Here is a 19,321-nt window from a genome sequence, read left to right on the forward strand (position 1 = left end):
AAATGTGCATTAATATGAATTTGTCAGCATCGAGTTTGATCGGCACACTGTGCACGTTCCTCCCCCAATGTTGGAACGCTTCGAGGGCTTTCCGGATATGCCGGACAAGTCCTTTTTTTTGCCTCGAATTTGCTGCAAGGACCGGATTCACATGCTCGCTCGCTGGTTGCCCGCCGCCATTAATACCCGCCCGACTGAATGGAGCCGTGCCGCCATCGGCATGGCATTAGGCACATTGTTCAGCGTGTGGCTGTGCGCGCAGGTGTTCGGCCATGAAGTCGCCTATCACTTGATCGGGCCGCTGGGCGCTTCGGCGGTGTTGCTGTTCGCCGTGTCCTCTGGTGCCCTCGCTCAGCCGTGGTCGATTCTCGGCGGCTATTTATGTGCCGGCGTTGTCGCATTGCTGGTCGCCCACGTGCTCGGTCGAACTCTGGGCAGCGCCTGTCTGGCGGCGGGCATGGCGCTGATTCTGATGTGCTGGCTGCGTTGCCTGCACCCACCGGCAGGCGCGTTGGCATTGACGCTGGTGCTGGCCGATCCTGCGACCATCGCCCTGGACTGGAAGGCCATGGAACCGGTGATGCTCGGCGCGGCGTGCATGCTGCTCAGCGCCCTGGCCTACAACAATCTGACGCGAATCCGTTACCCGAAACGTCCGGCAGAGCCGGCGCCGATCGTTGCGCCCGTCGACACTCAGGCCATCACCGCCGAAGACCTCAAACTCGCTTTGGCCGACATGGAAGGCTTCATCGACATCACCCCCGAGGATCTCGAGCAATTGATCCATGCCAGCGAAATGCACGCCAGACGCCGCAGTATCGGTGAGGTTTTTTCGAAGTAATCTTCTGCATATCGTCTAAGGTAAAAACGCAGACAGCGCCTGCACATATCCCCGTTGTACAGGGCAAATTTGCACTGTTACGATCCGGTAACGCTCGCGCGCGAGTTTTTCGAATAAAGACAATAAAAGCAGGGAGTTACTGATGACTGCTCAGGCTTCATCCCCGCGGACCCAGTCCATGGACGCCACGCAAAACGAAGTGCTGGCCGAGGTTCGCAACCATATCGGTCACCTGACCCTCAATCGCCCCGCCGGCCTCAACGCCATTACCCTCGACATGGTGCGTTTGCTGCAACAGCAACTCGACGCTTGGGCGACCGACGCCAATGTCCACGCCGTTGTGCTGCGCGGTGCCGGTGAAAAAGCCTTCTGCGCCGGCGGTGATATTCGTTCCCTGTACGACAGTTTCAAAAGCGGCGACACGCTGCACGAAGATTTCTTTGTTGAGGAATACGCCCTCGACCTGACGATTCATCACTACCGCAAACCGGTGCTGGCCTTGATGGACGGTTTTGTCCTCGGCGGCGGCATGGGCCTGGTGCAAGGCGCCGATCTGCGCGTGGTCACTGAAAAGAGCCGTCTGGCGATGCCGGAAGTGGCCATCGGATATTTTCCCGATGTCGGCGGCAGTTATTTCCTGCCGCGCATTCCCGGTGAGCTGGGGATTTATCTGGGGGTCAGTGGCGTGCAGATCCGCGCGGCCGATGCGTTGTATTGCGGGCTGGCTGACTGGTATCTGGACAGCAGCAAACTGGCGCTGCTCGACGAAAAACTCGATCAGATGGAATGGCAGGACACTCCGCTCAAGGCGCTGCAGAACCTGTTGGCCAAACACGCCGTACAGACTTTGCCTGATGCGCCGTTGCAAGCCTTGCGCCCGGCCATCGATCACTTTTTCGCCCTGCCGGATGTGCCGAGCATGGTCGAGCAATTGCGCGCAGTGACCGTGGCTGACAGCCACGCATGGGCGACCACCACGGCCGACCTGCTGGAAACCCGCTCGCCGCTGGCCATGGCGGTGACCCTGGAAATGCTCCGTCGCGGCCGGCACTTGAGCCTGGAACATTGCTTCGCGCTCGAACTGCATCTGGATCGCCAATGGTTCGAGCGTGGCGACCTGATCGAAGGCGTGCGCGCGCTGCTGATCGATAAAGACAAGACACCGCGCTGGAACCCGCCGACCCTGGCTGCGCTGGACGCAGAGCATGTCGCGAGTTTCTTTCACGAATTTGCCGAGAGCGGGAGCTGAGCCATGCACGATCTCGAACTGACTGAAGAACAAGTAATGATCCGCGACATGGCCCGGGACTTTGCCCGTGGCGAAATCGCGCCGCACGCGCAGGCCTGGGAAAAGGCTGGCTGGATCGATGACGCGCTCGTCGCGAAGATGGGTGAACTCGGTTTGCTCGGCATGGTGGTGCCTGAGGAATGGGGTGGCACCTACGTCGATTACGTCGCTTATGCGCTGGCCGTGGAAGAGATTTCCGCCGGTGACGGCGCGACCGGCGCGTTCATGAGCATCCACAACTCGGTCGGTTGCGGCCCGGTGCTCAATTACGGCAGCGAAGCACAGAAGCAAACGTGGCTGGCGGATCTGGCCAGCGGGAAAACCATCGGTTGCTTCTGCCTGACCGAACCGCAGGCCGGCTCCGAAGCGCACAACCTGCGCACCCGCGCCGAACTGCGCGATGGCCAGTGGGTGATCAATGGCGCCAAGCAATTTGTCAGCAACGGCAAACGCGCGAAACTGGCGATCGTGTTTGCGGTGACCGATCCGGATCTGGGCAAGAAAGGTATTTCGGCGTTTCTGGTGCCGACCGATACCGCCGGTTTTATCGTGGATCGCACCGAACACAAGATGGGCATCCGCGCTTCTGATACCTGCGCGGTGACGCTGAATAACTGCAGCATCCCCGAGGCCAATCTGCTCGGCGAGCGTGGCAAAGGTCTGGCGATCGCCCTGTCCAACCTTGAAGGCGGACGCATCGGCATCGCCGCGCAAGCATTGGGTATCGCCCGTGCGGCGTTCGAAGCAGCGCTGGTGTATTCGCGCGACCGTATCCAGTTCGGCAAACCGATCAATGAACATCAGAGCATTGCCAATCTGCTGGCCGACATGCACATGCAGATCAACGCGGCGCGGTTAATGATTCTGCATGCGGCGCGACTGCGGACGGCAGGAAAACCGTGTTTGTCCGAGGCTTCGCAGGCCAAGTTGTTTGCGTCGGAAATGGCCGAGAAAGTATGTTCCTCGGCGATTCAGATTCATGGCGGGTATGGATATCTGGAGGATTATCCGGTCGAGAAGTACTACCGCGATGCACGGATTACCCAGATCTATGAAGGCTCGAGCGAGATTCAGCGGATGGTCATTGCGCGGGAGCTGAAGAACTACCAGATGTAATGGTGTAGGCCCCTTTCCCTCACCCCAGCCCTCTCCCAGAGGGAGAGGGGGCCGACCGAGTTGTCTGGCGTTATCCATCGACCTGAAAGACCAGGTCGATTATGGATTCGCTAAAGCAGAATCAAGTCGGCGTATTTCCAAAGCATTCCCAATCAGCCCTCTCCCACCGGAGGGGCCAACCGAGGTATCTGGCGTTCTCCATCGTCCTGAAAGAACGGGTCGATTATCGATTGAATAAACCAGGTCGATCAGGGATTCAGTAAAGCTCTTTCAGGTCGGCGCAGATCACCAATATCCCCCAATCAGTCCCCTCTCCCTCCGGGAGAGGGTTAGGGTGAGGGGCTTTTGATTTTGATGTACATCAAGCCTTAAAAGCTTCGCGAGCAGGCTCGCTCCCACAGAGATCTCCAGCGAATACAGGTTTTGTGAACGCCGAGAACCTCATGTGGGAGCGAGCCTGCTCGCGAAGGCGTCAGTCAGATCCGCGCGTTACTTGCCTTGGAACGCAGCCTCACGCTTGGCAATAAACGCCGCCATCCCTTCCTTCTGATCCTGCGTGGCAAACGCCGCATGGAATACCCGACGCTCAAAACGCACGCCTTCCGTCAGATTGACTTCGAAGGCACGGTTCACGCTCTCCTTGATCATCATCGCAATCGGCAGCGACTTGCTGGCGATCACTGCGGCCACTTTCAGCGCCTCATCAAGCAGTTCATCACTCGGCACGATCCGCGCAACGATGCCGCAACGCTCAGCCTCCACCGCATCAATCAAACGCCCGCTCAGGCACATTTCCATGGCCTTGGCCTTGCCCACGGCGCGAGTCAGGCGCTGGGTGCCGCCCATGCCCGGTAACACACCGAGATTGATTTCCGGTTGACCGAATTTTGCGTTGTCACCGGCCAGAATGAAGTCGCACATCAACGCCAGTTCACAGCCGCCGCCCAAGGCGAAACCGTTGACCGCAGCGATGATCGGTTTACGCCGATTAGCCACGCGATCGCTGTCGCTGAACAGGTCGTCCATGTAGATCTGCGGGTAAGTAAGCTCGGCCATTTCCTTGATGTCGGCGCCGGCGGCAAAGGCTTTTTTCGAGCCAGTGATGACGATGCAACCGATGTCCGCATCGGCTTCCAGCGCATCAAGGGCCTGGTTCACTTCGCTGACCAGTTGCGCATTCAGCGCGTTCAGCGCCTGCGGGCGGTTGAGAGTGATCAGGCCAACGCGGCCGTGGGTGTCCAGCAGAATGGTTTCATAAGTCATGAATAAAAATTCCTTCTCAAAGATTGCGCGAAATGACCATGCGCTGAATATCGCTGGTGCCTTCGTAGATCTGGCAGACGCGCACGTCGCGGTAGATCCGTTCCAGCGGGAAGTCGTTGAGGTAACCGTAACCACCAAGGGTTTGCAACGCCATCGAGCAGACCTTTTCGGCCATTTCCGAGGCGAACAGTTTGGCCATTGACGCCTCGACCAGTGCCGGTTGGCCGCTGTCACGCAGGGCCGCCGCGTAGTGCACCATTTGCCGGGCGACGGCGATCTGCGTGGCCATGTCGGCCAAGCGGAATGCCACGGCCTGATGCTCGATGATCGGCTTGCCGAAGGTGTCGCGCTCGCGGGCGTAATCACGCGCCGCTTCGAACGCCGCGCGGGCCATGCCCACCGATTGCGAAGCGATACCGACGCGGCCGCCTTCGAGGTTGGCCAAGGCGATCTTGTAGCCCTCGCCCTCTTCGCCCAAGCGGTTGGCCACCGGCACTTGCACATCTTCGAAGAGGATCTGGCAGGTGTCGGAGGCGTGCTGGCCGAGCTTGTCTTCGACGCGGGCGACTTTATAGCCCGGCGAATCGGTCGGCACGATAAACGCACTGATACCGCGCTTGCCGGCACTCGGATCGGTCACGGCAAAGACGATGACGATCCCGGCGTTTTGCCCGGAGGTGATGAACTGTTTGCAGCCATTCAGCACGTAGTGATCGCCTTCCAGGCGTGCGCGGGTTTTCAGGCTGCTGGCGTCGGAACCGGCCTGCGGTTCGGTCAGCGCAAAGGCGCCGAGCATGGCACCGCTGGCCAACGGCTTGAGAAAGCGTTCACGCTGATCATCGTTGCCGAACTTGAGGATCGGCACGCAACCCACCGAGTTGTGCACGCTCATGATCGTCGAGCAGGCGCCGTCGCCGGCGGCGATTTCTTCCAGGGCCATGGCGTAGGCCAGGTAACCGGTGTCGCAACCGCCCCACTGCTCCGGCACAAGCATGCCGAAGAAGCCCAGTTCGGCCATTTCGCCGATGGCTTCCTTGGGGAAACGGTGCTCGCGATCCCACTCGGCGGCGAACGGCTTCAGGCGTTCCTCGGCGAACTGCCGGGCCATGTCGCGGATCTGGGTTTGGTCTTCGTTGGGAATCATGGTGAATCCTTACTTCAAGTTCAGACACAAATCCTGTGGGAGCGAGCCTGCTCGCGAATGCGGTGTGTCATTCAACTCCAATGCTGGCTGACACGACGCCTTCGCGAGCAGGCTCGCTCCCACAGGGATTGGCGTTTGTTTCAATACACGCATTCCACAGCCATGGCCGTGGCTTCGCCGCCGCCGATGCAGATCGCCGCGATGCCGCGTTTCTGCTTCCGCTGACGCAAGGCCGACAGCAACGTCACCAGAATCCGCGCGCCAGAGGCACCGATCGGATGGCCCAGCGCACAGGCACCGCCATGCACATTCAACTTGTCATGGGGAATTTCCAGATGCGTCATCGCTGCCATGCCAACCACGGCAAACGCTTCGTTGACCTCGAACAGATCGACGTCACCCAGCGACCAGCCGGTTTTCTTGATCAGCTTCTTGATCGCGCCAATCGGCGCCACCGGGAACAGGCCCGGGGTGTCAGCGAACGCGGCATGACCGTGAATCACCGCCAGCGGTTTCAGCCCGAGCTTCTGCGCCTGCGACTGGCGCATCAGCACCAGCGCCGCCGCACCGTCAGAGATCGAACTGGAATTTGCCGCCGTCACCGTGCCGCCTTCGCGAAACGCCGGTTTCAGCGAGGCCACTTTGTCGAGTTTGGCTTTCGGCGGCTGCTCGTCATCGCTGATCAGCACCTGCTCTTTGCCGACGGTCACGGTCAGCGGGACGATTTCGTCTTTGAAGCTACCGTCCTTGATCGCCTGTTGCGCGCGGGTGGTCGAGGCGATAGCAAAGGCGTCTTGCGCTTCACGACTGAAGTGGTTGGTCTCGGCGCAATCCTCGGCGAAGGTGCCCATCAGGCGGCCCTTGTCGTAGGCGTCTTCGAGACCGTCGAGGAACATCGAATCAAGCACGCGACCTTGGCCCATGCGATAACCGGCGCGGGCACGATCGAGCAGATACGGCGAGTTGGACATGCTTTCCATGCCACCGGCGATCACCACGTCGGCGCTGCCGGCAACCAGCATGTCGTGGGCGAGAATGGTGGTTTCCATGCCCGAACCGCACATCTTGTTGACGGTGGTGCAGCGGGTCGATTTATCCAGCCCGGCGCCCAGCGCAGCCTGGCGTGCAGGCGCCTGACCGAGCCCGGCAGGCAGCACACAACCGAACAGCACTTCATCGACCGAGTCGCTGGCGATACTGGCACGTTCCACTGCGGCTTTGATCGCCGCAGCGCCGAGTTGCGGCGCAGTGAGGCTTTTCAGTTCGCCCTGAAAACCGCCCATGGGCGTGCGCACGGCGCTGACGATAACAATCGGATCACTGGAAATAGTCATGAAAAATCCTCCTTACTTGGCGGCCATGCGCAAGGCGCCGTCGAGACGGATCACCTCGCCGTTGAGCATGCTGTTTTCGATGATATGCCGAACCAGTGCGGCGTACTCGGCAGGCTTGCCCAGACGCGGCGGGAACGGTACGCCGGCGGCCAGCGAGTCGCGGACTTCCGGGGTCATGCCGGCCATCATCGGCGTTTCGAAAATGCCCGGGGCGATGGTCATCACGCGGATGCCGAAGCGCGCCAGTTCGCGGGCGGCTGGCAGCGTCAGGCTGGCGATCGCGCCTTTGGACGCCGCGTAAGCCGCTTGGCCGATCTGGCCGTCGAACGCTGCCACCGAGGCAGTGTTGATGATCACGCCGCGTTCGCCGTCGGCGTTGGCTTCGCTCTCGGCGATCGCCGCAGCAGCCAGACGCAGCATGTTGAAGCTGCCGATCAGGTTGACGTTGATTACCTGAGCAAAACTGCTCAGTGCATGCGGGCCGTTCTTACCGAGGATCTTCTCGCCACGCACGATACCGGCGCAGTTGACCAGACCGTTGAGGCTGCCAAACGCTGCGACGGTCGCTTGCACGGCGGCTTCGGCGGCAGCTTCATTGCTGATATCGGCAACCACGCTTTTTGCGCCGAGACGCTGAGCCTGCGCGGCCACCGCTTCGGCATTCATGTCCACCAGCATCACTTTGGCGCCGGCACTCACCAGCAATTCAGCGCTGGCGGCTCCGAGGCCGGAGGCACCGCCGGTGACGATAAAAACCTTGTTCTCGATCTGCATGACTGTAGTTCCTGATTCAAGCTGAAACGTTAAGCGCTGCGGCCTCTTGAGCCTTGGCGATTTCCTGGTTGCGCAAGATAAAGCGCTGCAATTTGCCACTCGGGGTCTTGGGCAATTCGCTGACAAATTCGATTTCACGCGGGTACGAATGCGCCGCCAGACGTTTGCGCACGTGTTGGCGCAACTCTTCGGCCAACTCCGGCGCGGCGCGGTATTGCGCGCTGAGCACCACGAAGGCTTTGACCAGCTCGGTGCGCTCCGGGTCCGGTTTGCCGACGACCGCCGCTTCGACCACCGCCGGGTGTTCGATCAGCGCGCTTTCCACATCGAACGGGCCAACGCGGTAGCCGGAGGTGGTGATCACGTCGTCACTGCGGCCGACGAAGCTGATGCTGCCGTCCGGATTCCATTCCACGGTGTCGCCGCTCAGGTAGTAATCGCCGACGAACGCCTTGGTTGGCGCGCCTTCGTAACCGCCGAACCAGCACATCGGCGATTGCGGACGATCGATGGCGAGGATGCCGGGCTGGCCGACACCGAGTTCGTTGTATTGCTCGTCGAGCACGACGATACGGTGGCCCGGCGAGGTGAAGCCGGCGGCACCGACGTGCACCGGATGCTCAAGTCCATGGTGGTTGCACAGCACCATGCCCAGTTCGGTCTGGCCGTAATGGTCGTGAATGACCACATTGAGGTTGTCGGCGAACCAGCGGATCACTTCCGGGTTCAGCGGTTCGCCAGCGCTGCTGACAATGCGCAATTTGCCTTTGATCAACTTGGCGAATTCGTCACCGCCGGCAATCAGCAAGCGATAAGCCGTTGGCGAACCGGTGAGGTTGGTGATGCCGTATTTGTTGATCACCCGGCAGGTGCTTTCAAGGGTGAACGGGCCATCGTAGAAAGTGATCGGATGGCCCATCGACAGCGGGCCGGTGACGCCGAAATAGATGCCGTAGGCCCAACCCGGATCGGCGACGTTCCAGAACGAATCTTCCGGGCGCAGATCGACGGCGTCGCGGGTGTAACTCTGGAACGCAACGATGGCTTTGAGCGGTACCGACAGCGCTTTCGACGGGCCGGTGGTGCCTGAGGTGAACATCAGCAGGAATGGATCTTCGCCGGTCAGCAGCACCGGTTGGCAAACGTTGGAATAGTTGGCCAGTTCGGCCCAGAAGCTGTAATCACCACGGACGATGCCCTGGCCTTTGGCGCCGCCAACGGTGACGAGTGTCGGGCAGTCGGCAACCTCAGCGAGTTTCGGCCGGTTGACCGCGTCAGTGACCACGACTTTGGCGCCGGAGCTGTTCAGGCGATGCTCAAGGGCTTTGGGGCCGAACGCGGTGAACAGCGGCTGATACACCGCACCGATACGCCAGGTGGCCAACACGGTGATGAGCAATTCGCTGTTGCGCGGCAGCAGGCCGGCGACTTTGTCACCCTTCTGCACGCCTTGGCCGAGAAGGAAATTGGCGAAACGCGCGGCTTTGTCCTGCAGGTCGCTGAAGGTGTACGTCGCACTGGCGCCGTCGCGGCCTTCCCAGAACAGTGCGATGCGACCCGGCAAGGCATGGCGGTCGCAGCATTCGACGCAGGCGTTGAGCGCCTCAAGCGTACCGCTGAGCGCGGCATCCACGGTGTGCTGATAGTTGAACTGTTCGGTGGCAGACAAGTAATCGCGCATTGCCAGAATCCCTCTGTTTTTTATTAGGCTGGGAAGCGTAAACAACAGGGGGATAGTCGCGCTGTGCGGGGCTTGGGGCAATGGTCAAAGCCATCAAAGTGGCTGACTGGTTTGGCCAAGGTTTAAGTTTTGTGTTGCCTGGACTGACCTCTTCGCGAGCAAGCTCGCTCCCACAGGGGGAATGCATTCCAAATGTGGGAGCGAGCCTGCTCGCGAAGAGGCCGGGTCAGACAACCTCATTCAGGATCAGCGTGCGGTAATGCCCGGGATTGGACCCCGACCACTTGCGAAACGCCTTGTAAAACGAACTCGCATCGGCAAATCCCAACCGCGCGGCAATCTCGACAAAACTGATCGAAGGCTCTGCCAGCCAGATAATCGCCAATTCCTTGCGCACGCTGTCCTTGAGCCCCTGATAGGTCTGCCCTTCTTCCGCCAAGCGTCGGCGCAAGGTCGAGGCCGACATGCACAGCTGCTGCGCCAGCGCTTCAGTTTCAGGCCACTGCTCGGCGGGCAGTTGCCGCAGATCCTGCTTGATCCGACTGGCCAGGCTCTCCGGGTCGCGGTACTTCACCAGAATGTTCGCCGGTGCGTGGGCCAGAAAGCGTTTCAACTCTTCGGTAGAACGCTTGATCGGCAGATCGAGGCAATCGGCAGAGAAAATCATCCGCGTACGTGGCCGCTCAAAACGCAGATTCTCCGAGAACATCACCCGGTAGTCATCGGTGAAATCCGGCGCGGGGCAGCGCAGTTCGATCGCCAGAATCGGAATCCGCCGCCCGGCCAGCCAGCAGGCCACACCGTGGACGATCATCCAGTAGGTGAAATAAGTGAAGGCGCGGCGTGGATCGGGGTCGTCTTCCAGCAGGACAATTTCCGCCAGACTTTGCTGGTGCACCAGTTGCGCCGGCATGCGTTCAAGCATCAATGACAGAAAACTCAGGCCGGTACTCAATCCCGCCGCCAGCGTCGATTGCGCCATCGCACTGCGACAGAGGAACTCAAGGCTGCCGGACTTGAGCTTGCGCGGGTCCATGCCGAAAAACTCGTCATCGCCACGCCGGGCCAATAACCGCCAGAGTTTCGCGTACTGCGAGGCCGGCACCCGGCTGTGTTCGGTGTGCAGCAACGCCGGATCAATTCCGACCTTGTTCAAGACCTCTTCGGTGGCTGCGCCCGGGGCACAACTTTGCAGCAGCGCTTCACGCAAGAGCTGGACGGCAATGGTGTCTTTTTCCGACATGGAACGCGGTGAGCCTTGTTGTTTTTGGATGACGCGCATCTTACCGCATCCAACTCAAATTCCTGTGTAGGAGCTGCCGAAGGCTGCGATCTTTTGATTTTTAGAATCAAGATCAAAAGATCGCAGCCTTCGGCAGCTCCTACACGGCTTTGGCGTCACCCGCATGAGAATGGTTGTTCTTTAACTTGTTCAGCTTGCGTTCAGGTTTGTGTCAATGATTGTCATGTGAGAATGCTTGTCATTATGTTACAACTTGTAACCTCTTCGAATGACTTGTTGGATACCGAATGCTCGTTCCCTTCCTGATCATGCTGCGCGAAGGCATTGAAGCCGCGCTGATCGTTGGCATTATCGCCAGCTACCTGCAACAGACTGGTCGCGGTCAATGGATGCCTGCCGTGTGGATCGGCGTATTCCTCGCCGCCGCCCTCGCCCTGCTGGTCGGCGGTGGTCTGGAACTGGTCAGTGCCGAATTCCCGCAAAAGCAGCAGGAGTTGTTCGAAGGCATTGTCGGCCTGGTGGCCGTGGGTATTCTCAGTTCCATGGTGTTCTGGATGCGCAAGGTTGCGCGTTCGATCAAGCATTCGCTGCAAGCCTCGCTGGATCACGCGCTGACCTCTTCGAAGCATCAGGTCATTGCGCTGATCGCCATGGTCTTTTTCGCTGTCGCCCGTGAAGGTCTGGAAACGGTGTTCTTCCTGCTCGCGGTGTTCCAGCAAAGCGAAGGCCCGGGCGCGCCGATCGGCGCCCTGCTCGGGCTGATTCTGGCGATCATCGTCGGTTTCCTGATCTACAGCGGCAGCATGCGCCTGAACCTTTCGGCGTTCTTCAAGTGGACCGGCCTGTTCATTCTGGTGGTCGCCGCCGGGATTCTTGCCAACTCGGTGCAAGCGCTGCATGAAGCCGGGCTGTGGAATCACCTGCAAACCGTGCTCTTCGATTTCAGCGCGACGCTGCCAATGGACGGCCCGTTGGGCTCGGTGCTGGCCGGCATGTTCGGTTATCAGGATGCGCCGACTGTCAGCACCCTTGGGGCGTATCTGATCTATCTGCTGGTGGCGCTGGTGATGTTCTTTTACCCGGCGCCGAAGCCCTCCGCACAACCGTCTTCCGTTTCCAGCCAATAAGGGCATTCATGTCAAAGCCTAACTCTCCTCAGGCCTCCCCTCCCCGCGCCTTGCGCTGGGCGGTGGCCGGCTCGGTGGTGGTGATGATCGCCGCCGGTGGCCTGTTTTATTACGCCTCGAAAATGGCCGCCGCCAAGCGTCAGCACAACCACGATGAAGTGGTGGTGAACATTCATCCCGGTAACTGCGAGCCGAATGCACTGACGGTGCCGGCCGGCCGCGCCAGTTTCCGCATCGTCAACCGCTCCGACCGTGCGGTGGAATGGGAAATTCTCGATGGCGTGCTCGTTGTCGAAGAACGCGAAAACATCGCGCCGGGCCTGAGTCAGGTGATCAACGCCAACCTGCAGCCCGGTGACTATGCAATCACCTGCGGCCTGCTGAGCAACCCGCGCGGCACCTTGCACGTGACGCCAACCGCCGCCTCCGACGCTGCCGCCAAGGCCAAACCTTCAATGGTCGCTTTCGTCGGGCCGCTGTCGGAATTTCGCGTGTACCTGGCCAGCCAAAGCAGCGCGCTGATCAAAGCCGTGACGGCGCTCAATCAAGCGATTGAAAGCGGCGACTTGAGCCAGGCTCAGGCGCTGTATTTGCCGGCACGTGCGGCATATCAACATCTGGCCCCGGCCGCGCAGCGCTTGGCGGAGCTGGACAACAGCATCAACGCCCGCGCCGATTACTTCGAGAAACGCGAGCAGGATCCGGCCTTCGTCGGTTTCCACCGTCTCGAATTCGGCCTGTTCCAACAGCGCAAACTCGACGATCTGACGCCGGTCGCCCAGCGCCTGCTCAGCGACGTCACCACGCTCAAACAGCAACTGCTCGCGCAATCGCTGCCACCGGAGCAACTGGTCAACATCGTCGTGCGTAACCTCAACACACTGGCCGACGTGCGCGCCGCGAGCGGTGAGGAAGAACGCTATAGCCACAGCGACCTCAACGGTTTCGCCGCCAATGCGCAAACCGCGCACAAAGTCGTCGATCTGCTGCGGCCGATGCTGAGCAAATCAGCCGCCGACCTGCTGCCGAAAATCGACAAGGCACTGGCGGATTTCGACAGCGAACTCGACAGCTACAAGATCAAGGACGGCTACGCCAGCTACGACTCCATCAGCGGCGCACAACGCAAGCAGATCGCCGACAAGGCTCAGGCCCTGGCCGACGCACTGGATGGCATCGATCCCGCCCTCGGCCTCTCCGGCCTGTAAGCAGAAGACCCATTCCCGATGAAAGATTCAGAAAACCTCAACCTGCAACGTCGCCGTGTCCTGATGGGCATGGGCGCCGCCGGTGTCGCCCTCGCAGGTTCAGCCCTGAGCTGCCCGGCCATGGCCGCCGCGCCGGCGCAAGTCACCGAAGCGCCGAGCAGCGACAAGACTGAGGACCGCCACGATTTCCACGGCGTGCACCAGACCGGCATCGTCACCCCGCGCCCGGCCTCGGGCATGCTGGTGTCGTTCGATGTCTTGGCCAGCGACCGCGAAGACCTCGAGCGGTTGTTCCGCACCCTCAACGAGCGCATTGCGTTCCTGATGAAGGGCGGCCCGGTCGCGCAGATCGATCCGAAACTGCCACCGCCGGATTCCGGCATCCTCGGCCCGAACGTCACGCCGGACAACCTGACCATCACCGTTTCCGTCGGTGAATCGCTGTTCGACGAACGCTTCGGGCTGGCCGACGCCAAACCCAAACGGCTGATCCGTATGGTCGGTTTCCCCAACGACGCGCTGGAAGCCGATTGTTGCCATGGCGACCTGAGCCTGCAGTTCTGCTCGAACACCGCCGACACCAACATTCACGCCCTGCGCGACATCGTCAAAAACCTGCCCGACCTGCTGCTGGTGCGCTGGAAACAGGAAGGCAGCGTGCCGCCGCAAGCCCCGGCGAAACCGGGTGTGCCAGCGCAATCGGCGCGGAACTTCCTCGGCTTCCGCGACGGTTCGGCCAACCCTGATTCAAACGATGGCAAAGCCATGGATCGCCTGGTCTGGGTGCAGCCGGGCAGCGACGAGCCGGCCTGGGCCGCGCACGGCAGTTATCAGGCCGTACGCATCATCCGCAATTTCGTCGAACGCTGGGACCGGACGCCGTTGCAGGAGCAAGAAAGCATCCTTGGCCGGGTCAAAACCACCGGCGCACCGATGGGTGGCCAGCATGAAAGCGAAGTCCCGGATTACAGCAAGGACCCGGCGGGCAAGCTGACCAAACTCGACGCGCACATTCGTCTGGCCAACCCGCGCACGGCCGCGACTCAGGCCAACCTGATCCTGCGCAGGCCGTTCAACTATTCCAACGGCGTGAACAAGAACGGCCAGCTCGACATGGGCCTGCTGTTCATCTGTTACCAGGCTGATCTGGAAAAAGGCTTCATCACTGTGCAGACCCGCCTCAACGGCGAACCGCTTGAGGAATACCTCAAACCGGTCGGCGGTGGTTACTTCTTCACCCTGCCGGGTGTCACGGGCGACAAGGACTTCATCGGTCGCTCGCTGCTCAACGCCACACAACCGAAAACCGCTGCATAAAACAATCTCAACACTGGAGCCGCCCCCATGAAAAAGACGCCACTCGCGTTATTGCTGACCCTTGGTTTGCTCAACACCCCGCTGTCGGCGTTTGCCGCGACAGCACCGCTGGATCTGGTGGGGCCGGTGTCGGACTACAAGATTTACGTCACCGAACAACTCGATGAACTGGCCAGCCACACGCAGCAGTTCACCGACGCGGTGAAAAAAGGCGACCTGGCCACCGCGCAAAAGCTCTACGCACCGACCCGCGTTTACTACGAGTCGATCGAGCCGATTGCCGAGCTGTTCAGTGACCTCGATGCGTCCATCGACTCGCGCGTCGACGACCACGAGAAAGGCGTGAAAGCGGAAGACTTCACCGGTTTCCACCGCATCGAGTACTCGCTGTTTTCGGAGAAAAGCACCAAAGACCTCGATGCACTGGCAGACGGTTTGAACAAAGACGTCAAAGACCTGCAAACCCGTGTCGCCGGCCTGACCTTCCCGCCTGAGAAAGTCGTCGGTGGTGCTGCTGCGCTGCTGGAAGAAGTGGCCGCGACCAAGATCTCTGGTGAAGAAGATCGCTACAGCCACACCGACCTGTATGACTTCCAGGGCAATATCGACGGCGCGAAGAAAATCGTCGACCTGTTCCGTCCGCAGATCGAGAAGCAGGACAAGGCTTTCGTAGCGAAAGTGGACAAGAACTTTGCCACGGTCGACAAGATTCTGGCCAAGTACAAGACCAAGGATGGTGGGTTCGAGACTTACGACAAGGTGAAGGATAACGATCGTAAAGCGTTGGTTGGGCCGGTGAATACTTTGGCGGAAGACCTGTCCACGTTGCGTGGCAAGCTGGGTCTCAACTAGTTTTGTAGCGTTTGAGCGGGCCCCTTCGCGAGCAGGCTCGCTCCCACATTTTGAACTGCATTTCCCTGTGGGAGGGAGCTTGCTCCCACATCTGGAATGCATTCCCCCTGTGGGAGCGAGCCTGCTCGCGAAGGCATTTTCAGCCGCACAAAATAATCTGAAGGTTTAAAGAATCCGATAGAGCAACCGCTCAATCCGCACCCGACTCACACGCTTGAGAAACTTGGCCACCCCGGCCGGGTATTCCGGCAGCGTCTCCAGACTCTGGAAATTCTCGATCCGCGTGGTATGGCGGAAAATCTCCTCCAGCTCCTTCGCCCGAGGCGCCAGCCATTCGCCTTTCGGGTCATCAATCAGCAACGCGTTTTCCAGATCCAGACGGAATGCCCGTGGATTGAGGTTGTTGCCGGTCAGCAGCGTATAGCGCTGGTCGATCCACATACCTTTGAGGTGATAGGTGTTGTCGCCATCACGCCACAGGTGCAGGTTCAACTGGCCGCTGTCGATGTTGCGCTGATGCCGTTTGGCGAAGCGGCGCAAGCTGATCTCGTACAGATACGGCAGCGCCGCAATCACCTTGAACGGCTCGCTCGGCGGGATATAGAAGTCGTTGGCAGTCTTGTCGCCGACCACGATGTCGATCTTCACACCACGGGCCAACGCACGATTGACCTCACGGATCACCCCCAGCGGCAGGTTGAAGTACGGCGTGCAGATGGTCAGCTGTTTTTGCGCGCTGGCGATCAACTCAAGAATCGCCCGGTTCAACGGGTTGTTCTTGCCGACGCCGAGCAACGGGGTAACGGACAAGCCGTCTCGGGCAGTACTGCCCGTGGCCGTGTCGTAAGTGGCATATTTCAAGCGGCTGCGCAGATCGCCGATGTCGTTGCGCAGACTGCGCGTGGTCGGCAGGTTCGGCAGATCGAGGCGGTGCACTGCTTTTGACTCGATCAGGCCGTGCTTGACCAGGTGATGCATCGAATCCGCCAGTTCGTGGCTTTGCAGGACGTGGTAGCGGTCGAAACGGTATTTATCGAACTTGTGCAGATAAACGTTGTTCAGGCTCGCGCCGCTGTAAACCACGCAATCGTCAATCACGAAGCCCTTCAGATGCAGCACGCCGAACAGTTCACGGGTCTGCACCGGCACGCCGTACACCGGCACTTCGCTCTGGTGCGTGCGGGTCATTTCCTGATACCACGCCGAATTGCCCGGCTGCTTGCCGGCACCGATCAGCCCGCGTTGCGCGCGCAGCCAATCGACGACCACGGCGATTTCCAGCTCCGGGCGCTTGAGCTTGGCAGCGTGCAGCGCATCGAGGATTTCCTGACCGGCTTCGTCTTGCTGCAGATACAGCGCAACGATGTAGATGCGCTGGGTCGCGGCAGCGATTTTCTCCAGCAGGCAACGACGGAACTCGGCGGCGCCGGACAGTATGGTCACGGCCTCGGCGGTCAGCGGAAAGCTGCGCAGTTTGGGCAGCAAGGAACGTTTGAAAAGCAACGGCATAGGGCTCGCAATGGGTCGAATCCGAAGAACCCGAGAGCTTACACCATCACATCCTTCGGGTCTTGTTAGTGTCCGTAATGACCTCTTCGCGAGCAGGCTCGCTCCCACCTTTGAAACGCATTCCCCTGTGGGAGCGAGCCTGCTCGCGAAGACGATTTTACAGCCAACAAAAACACCCGCTTGACCAAGGAGAACAATCGTTCTACTGTTTGCCTCATGAGCGAAATCACTAGCAACGACACACGCGACATCATTCTGGATGTCACCGAAAAGCTGATCTACAAAAGTGGCATCGCTGCCACCAGCATGGATCTTCTGGTGAAAACCGCCGGCGTCTCCAGAAAAAGCATTTACCGTTACTTTGCCGACAAGGACGCCTTGACCGTTGCCGCCCTGCAACGCCGCGATGTGCGCTGGATGCACTGGTACCGAAGCGCTGTCGATCAAGCCGAAACCCCGGCCGATCGCCTGCTCAATCTGTTTACCGTGCTCAGGAGCTGGTTCGCCTCGGAAGGTTTTCGCGGCTGCGCCTTCATCAACACCAGCGGCGAGACCGGCGATCCGCAGGACCCGGTGCGCCTGGTCGCCAAAGAACACAAACAGAAGCTGCTCGACTACGTGTGCGAGCTGTGTACCGAACATGGCGCCGAAGATCCGCAACTGCTGGCCAAACAGCTGCTGATCCTGATTGACGGTGCCATTACCGTAGCGCTTGTGATGGGTGATCACAGTGCCGCCGATAATGCGCAATGCATGGCGCGAAAGTTATTGGACCTGTAACGCCTTAATAAGCCGGACTTGTTGTTCAATTATTAATTAGATCGGGAGACTGAACATGTCTACTGCAGCCCAGGTACGTCCGCCATTGCCACCTTTCAACCGTGAATCGGCGATCGAGAAAGTTCGTCTGGCCGAGGATGGCTGGAACTCGCGTGATCCGGAACGGGTTTCGCTGGCTTACACCCTCGACACTAAATGGCGCAACCGCGCCGAATTCGCCAACAACCGTGAAGAGGCGAAGGCGTTTCTGACCCGTAAATGGGCGAAGGAACTGGATTACCGTTTGATCAAGGAACTGTGGGCTTACTCGGATACCCGCATCGCCGTGCGTTATGCCTATGAATGGCACGATGATTCGGGCAACTGGTTCCGCTCCTACGGCAATGAAAACTGGGAGTTCGATGAGCAAGGCCTGATGTTCCAGCGTTACGCGTGCATCAACGACATGCCGATCAAAGAGAGCGAACGCAAGTTCCACTGGCCACTGGGCCGACGCCCGGATGATCACCCAGGCCTGTCCGACCTCGGTCTCTAAGACACCGTAGATCTAATGTGGGAGCGAGCTTGCTCGCGAATGCGGTGTATCAGTAATCACAATATTTACTGAAAGGACGCCTTCGCGAGCAAGCTCGCTCCCACAGGTTTTGCATAGGATTCAGGCGACGGCGGCAGTCTTTTCTGCCTCCAGCTCGCGCACCAGCGGCAACACTCGCTCGCCGAAATACTGCACCTCTTCCTGAAAGTGCAGAAACCCCGCCAGCACCAGATCCACCCCCACCGCTTTCAGCGCGACAATCCGCTCGGCAATTTGCAACGGCGTACCAATCAGATTGGTCTTGAAGCCATCGTTGTACTGCACCAGATCCTCAAACGTCGATTTCGCCCAGTTGCCCTCACCTTCCGGCGACGCCCTGCCCGCCTGTTTCGCCGCGTCGCCAAACGCATTCACTGCCTCTGGATCCGCCTGATCGATGATCTGCGCCAGTACGGCTCTGGCCTCTTCTTCGGTGTCACGGGCGATGACAAAGGCATTCACACCAACCTTCACCGAATGATTGTTCGCCGCTGCTTTGGTACGAATATCGTCGACCTGCGCCTTGATCCCTTCAACGCTGTTGCCATTGGTGAAATACCAGTCCGACACCCGCGCCGCCATGTCCCGTGCCGCACGGGAACTGCCGCCCTGAAAGATCTCCGGACGGCCCAAGGGTTTCGGTTTCAGGCTGTAGTTGTCGAAACGGTAGAAGTCGCCGCGAAAGGTGAAGTTGTCCTGACTCCACACGCCGCGCAATGAGCGAATGAACTCCTCGGAACGACGATAACGCTCGTCATGCTCCAGCCAATGCTCGCCGATGGCCTGAAACTCGCCTTTGAACCAGCCGCTGACGATGTTCACCGCGATGCGGCCGTTGGTGAGTTGATCGATGGTTGCCAGTTGCTTGGCCGCCAGCGCCGGCTGCCACGGACCGGGCAGGATCGCTGCAATTACCTTGAGTTTGCTGGTGGCCGCGAGCAACGCGTGGCTGAACGCGACTGACTCATGCTGAAACTCGGCACCGTAACCGGCGGTGAAGCGGATCTGCGTCAGCGCATATTCGAACCCGGCCGCTTCGGCGATCTGTGCCAGTTTGCGGTTGTAGTCGATGCCCCAATCGGTGCGCTGTTCGATCTTGCTGACCACCAGCCCACCGCTGACGTTCGGCACCCAGTAGGCAAATTTCACGGCTTGCTGACTCATTGGCGTGTCCTCGGGACATTTGCGGAGATGGGAGTGGTAGAGCAGCAAGCGTGCCAGGGCTGGAATGCCCGGGTTTGTTGGGTTTCCCGGCTATCGAGATGTTTTT

At 59.8% G+C, this 19,321-nt stretch carries 17 protein-coding genes and 1 pseudogene; 9 read left to right on the forward strand and 9 right to left on the reverse strand.

Annotated features, from left to right (window positions below):
* Positions 1-151: 151 nt before the first annotated feature.
* The 3 genes from L8H52_RS17485 (at position 152) to L8H52_RS17495 (ending at position 3,245) form a co-directional block, all read left to right on the forward strand.
* On the forward strand, positions 152-841 hold the full coding sequence (locus L8H52_RS17485; protein ID WP_242208105.1) for an HPP family protein: 690 nt from the start codon (positions 152-154) through the stop codon (positions 839-841).
* A gap of 142 nt (positions 842-983) precedes the next feature.
* Positions 984-2,090, forward strand: coding sequence for an enoyl-CoA hydratase/isomerase family protein (locus L8H52_RS17490; RefSeq protein ID WP_242208104.1), 1,107 nt, complete (start codon positions 984-986; stop codon positions 2,088-2,090).
* Between the two features lie 3 nt (positions 2,091-2,093).
* A complete protein-coding gene (locus tag L8H52_RS17495) occupies positions 2,094-3,245 on the forward strand; it encodes an acyl-CoA dehydrogenase family protein (RefSeq protein WP_242208103.1) in 1,152 nt (383 codons plus the stop codon).
* Between the two features lie 489 nt (positions 3,246-3,734).
* Here the strand turns inward: L8H52_RS17495 and L8H52_RS17500 are convergent, their stop codons facing one another.
* The 7 genes and pseudogenes from L8H52_RS17500 to L8H52_RS17530 all read right to left on the reverse strand — a co-directional run bounded on the left by L8H52_RS17500 (position 3,735) and on the right by L8H52_RS17530 (position 10,684).
* Positions 3,735-4,508: an enoyl-CoA hydratase gene (locus L8H52_RS17500; protein ID WP_242208102.1), complete on the reverse strand. Its 774-nt coding sequence runs from the start codon at positions 4,506-4,508 to the stop codon at positions 3,735-3,737.
* Positions 4,509-4,524: 16 nt separating this feature from the next.
* On the reverse strand, positions 4,525-5,652 hold the full coding sequence (locus L8H52_RS17505) for an acyl-CoA dehydrogenase (RefSeq protein ID WP_242208101.1): 1,128 nt from the start codon (positions 5,650-5,652) through the stop codon (positions 4,525-4,527).
* A 33-nt stretch (positions 5,653-5,685) separates the two neighbouring features.
* Positions 5,686-5,805, reverse strand: a pseudogene (locus L8H52_RS17510) (metal ABC transporter ATP-binding protein); the annotation flags it as partial.
* Positions 5,793-6,986, reverse strand: coding sequence for an acetyl-CoA C-acyltransferase (locus L8H52_RS17515; RefSeq protein ID WP_242208100.1), 1,194 nt, complete (start codon positions 6,984-6,986; stop codon positions 5,793-5,795). The pseudogene L8H52_RS17510 and the gene L8H52_RS17515, both read right to left, overlap by 13 nt.
* Before the next feature lie 12 nt (positions 6,987-6,998).
* Positions 6,999-7,760, reverse strand: coding sequence for an SDR family NAD(P)-dependent oxidoreductase (locus tag L8H52_RS17520; protein ID WP_242208099.1), 762 nt, complete (start codon positions 7,758-7,760; stop codon positions 6,999-7,001).
* A 16-nt stretch (positions 7,761-7,776) separates the two neighbouring features.
* Positions 7,777-9,441, reverse strand: a complete 1,665-nt coding sequence (locus tag L8H52_RS17525) for an AMP-binding protein (protein WP_242208098.1) — start codon at positions 9,439-9,441, stop codon at positions 7,777-7,779.
* 226 nt (positions 9,442-9,667) lie between these two features.
* Entirely contained in the window at positions 9,668-10,684 is a 1,017-nt protein-coding gene (locus tag L8H52_RS17530) for an AraC family transcriptional regulator (protein ID WP_242208134.1), read from the reverse strand.
* A 287-nt stretch (positions 10,685-10,971) separates the two neighbouring features.
* Between L8H52_RS17530 and efeU the strand changes: the two genes are divergently transcribed.
* From efeU to efeO (L8H52_RS17550), 4 genes are read left to right on the forward strand one after another with little or no spacing between them, the layout of a single operon-like run.
* Positions 10,972-11,811 carry an iron uptake transporter permease EfeU gene (gene efeU, locus L8H52_RS17535; protein ID WP_242208097.1) on the forward strand — a complete coding sequence of 280 codons (840 nt, stop codon included), beginning with the start codon at positions 10,972-10,974 and terminating at the stop codon, positions 11,809-11,811.
* An 8-nt stretch (positions 11,812-11,819) separates the two neighbouring features.
* Entirely contained in the window at positions 11,820-13,019 is a 1,200-nt protein-coding gene (gene efeO, locus L8H52_RS17540) for an iron uptake system protein EfeO (RefSeq protein ID WP_242208096.1), read from the forward strand.
* A gap of 18 nt (positions 13,020-13,037) precedes the next feature.
* Positions 13,038-14,336 (forward strand): iron uptake transporter deferrochelatase/peroxidase subunit, encoded by a 1,299-nt coding sequence (gene efeB / locus L8H52_RS17545; protein ID WP_242208095.1) that lies wholly within the window; start codon positions 13,038-13,040, stop codon positions 14,334-14,336.
* A 27-nt stretch (positions 14,337-14,363) separates the two neighbouring features.
* Complete coding sequence (gene efeO / locus L8H52_RS17550) at positions 14,364-15,188, forward strand: iron uptake system protein EfeO (RefSeq protein WP_242208094.1); 825 nt, start codon at positions 14,364-14,366, stop codon at positions 15,186-15,188.
* A gap of 165 nt (positions 15,189-15,353) precedes the next feature.
* Here efeO (L8H52_RS17550) and pssA read toward each other — a convergent pair whose 3' ends face one another.
* Positions 15,354-16,697: a CDP-diacylglycerol--serine O-phosphatidyltransferase gene (pssA, locus tag L8H52_RS17555; RefSeq protein ID WP_242208093.1), complete on the reverse strand. Its 1,344-nt coding sequence runs from the start codon at positions 16,695-16,697 to the stop codon at positions 15,354-15,356.
* 216 nt (positions 16,698-16,913) lie between these two features.
* Between pssA and L8H52_RS17560 the strand changes: the two genes are divergently transcribed.
* Positions 16,914-17,477 (forward strand): TetR family transcriptional regulator, encoded by a 564-nt coding sequence (locus L8H52_RS17560; RefSeq protein ID WP_242208092.1) that lies wholly within the window; start codon positions 16,914-16,916, stop codon positions 17,475-17,477.
* A 55-nt stretch (positions 17,478-17,532) separates the two neighbouring features.
* Positions 17,533-18,012 carry a nuclear transport factor 2 family protein gene (locus L8H52_RS17565; RefSeq protein ID WP_034153955.1) on the forward strand — a complete coding sequence of 160 codons (480 nt, stop codon included), beginning with the start codon at positions 17,533-17,535 and terminating at the stop codon, positions 18,010-18,012.
* Between the two features lie 120 nt (positions 18,013-18,132).
* Here the strand turns inward: L8H52_RS17565 and sfnG are convergent, their stop codons facing one another.
* On the reverse strand, positions 18,133-19,215 hold the full coding sequence (sfnG, locus tag L8H52_RS17570) for a dimethylsulfone monooxygenase SfnG (protein ID WP_242208091.1): 1,083 nt from the start codon (positions 19,213-19,215) through the stop codon (positions 18,133-18,135).
* Between the last annotated feature and the right edge of the window lie 106 nt (positions 19,216-19,321).

It is taken from the genome of Pseudomonas sp. CROZ-RG-20F-R04-15 (assembly GCF_022662375.1).
Taxonomy (GTDB): Bacteria; Pseudomonadota; Gammaproteobacteria; order Pseudomonadales; family Pseudomonadaceae; genus Aquipseudomonas.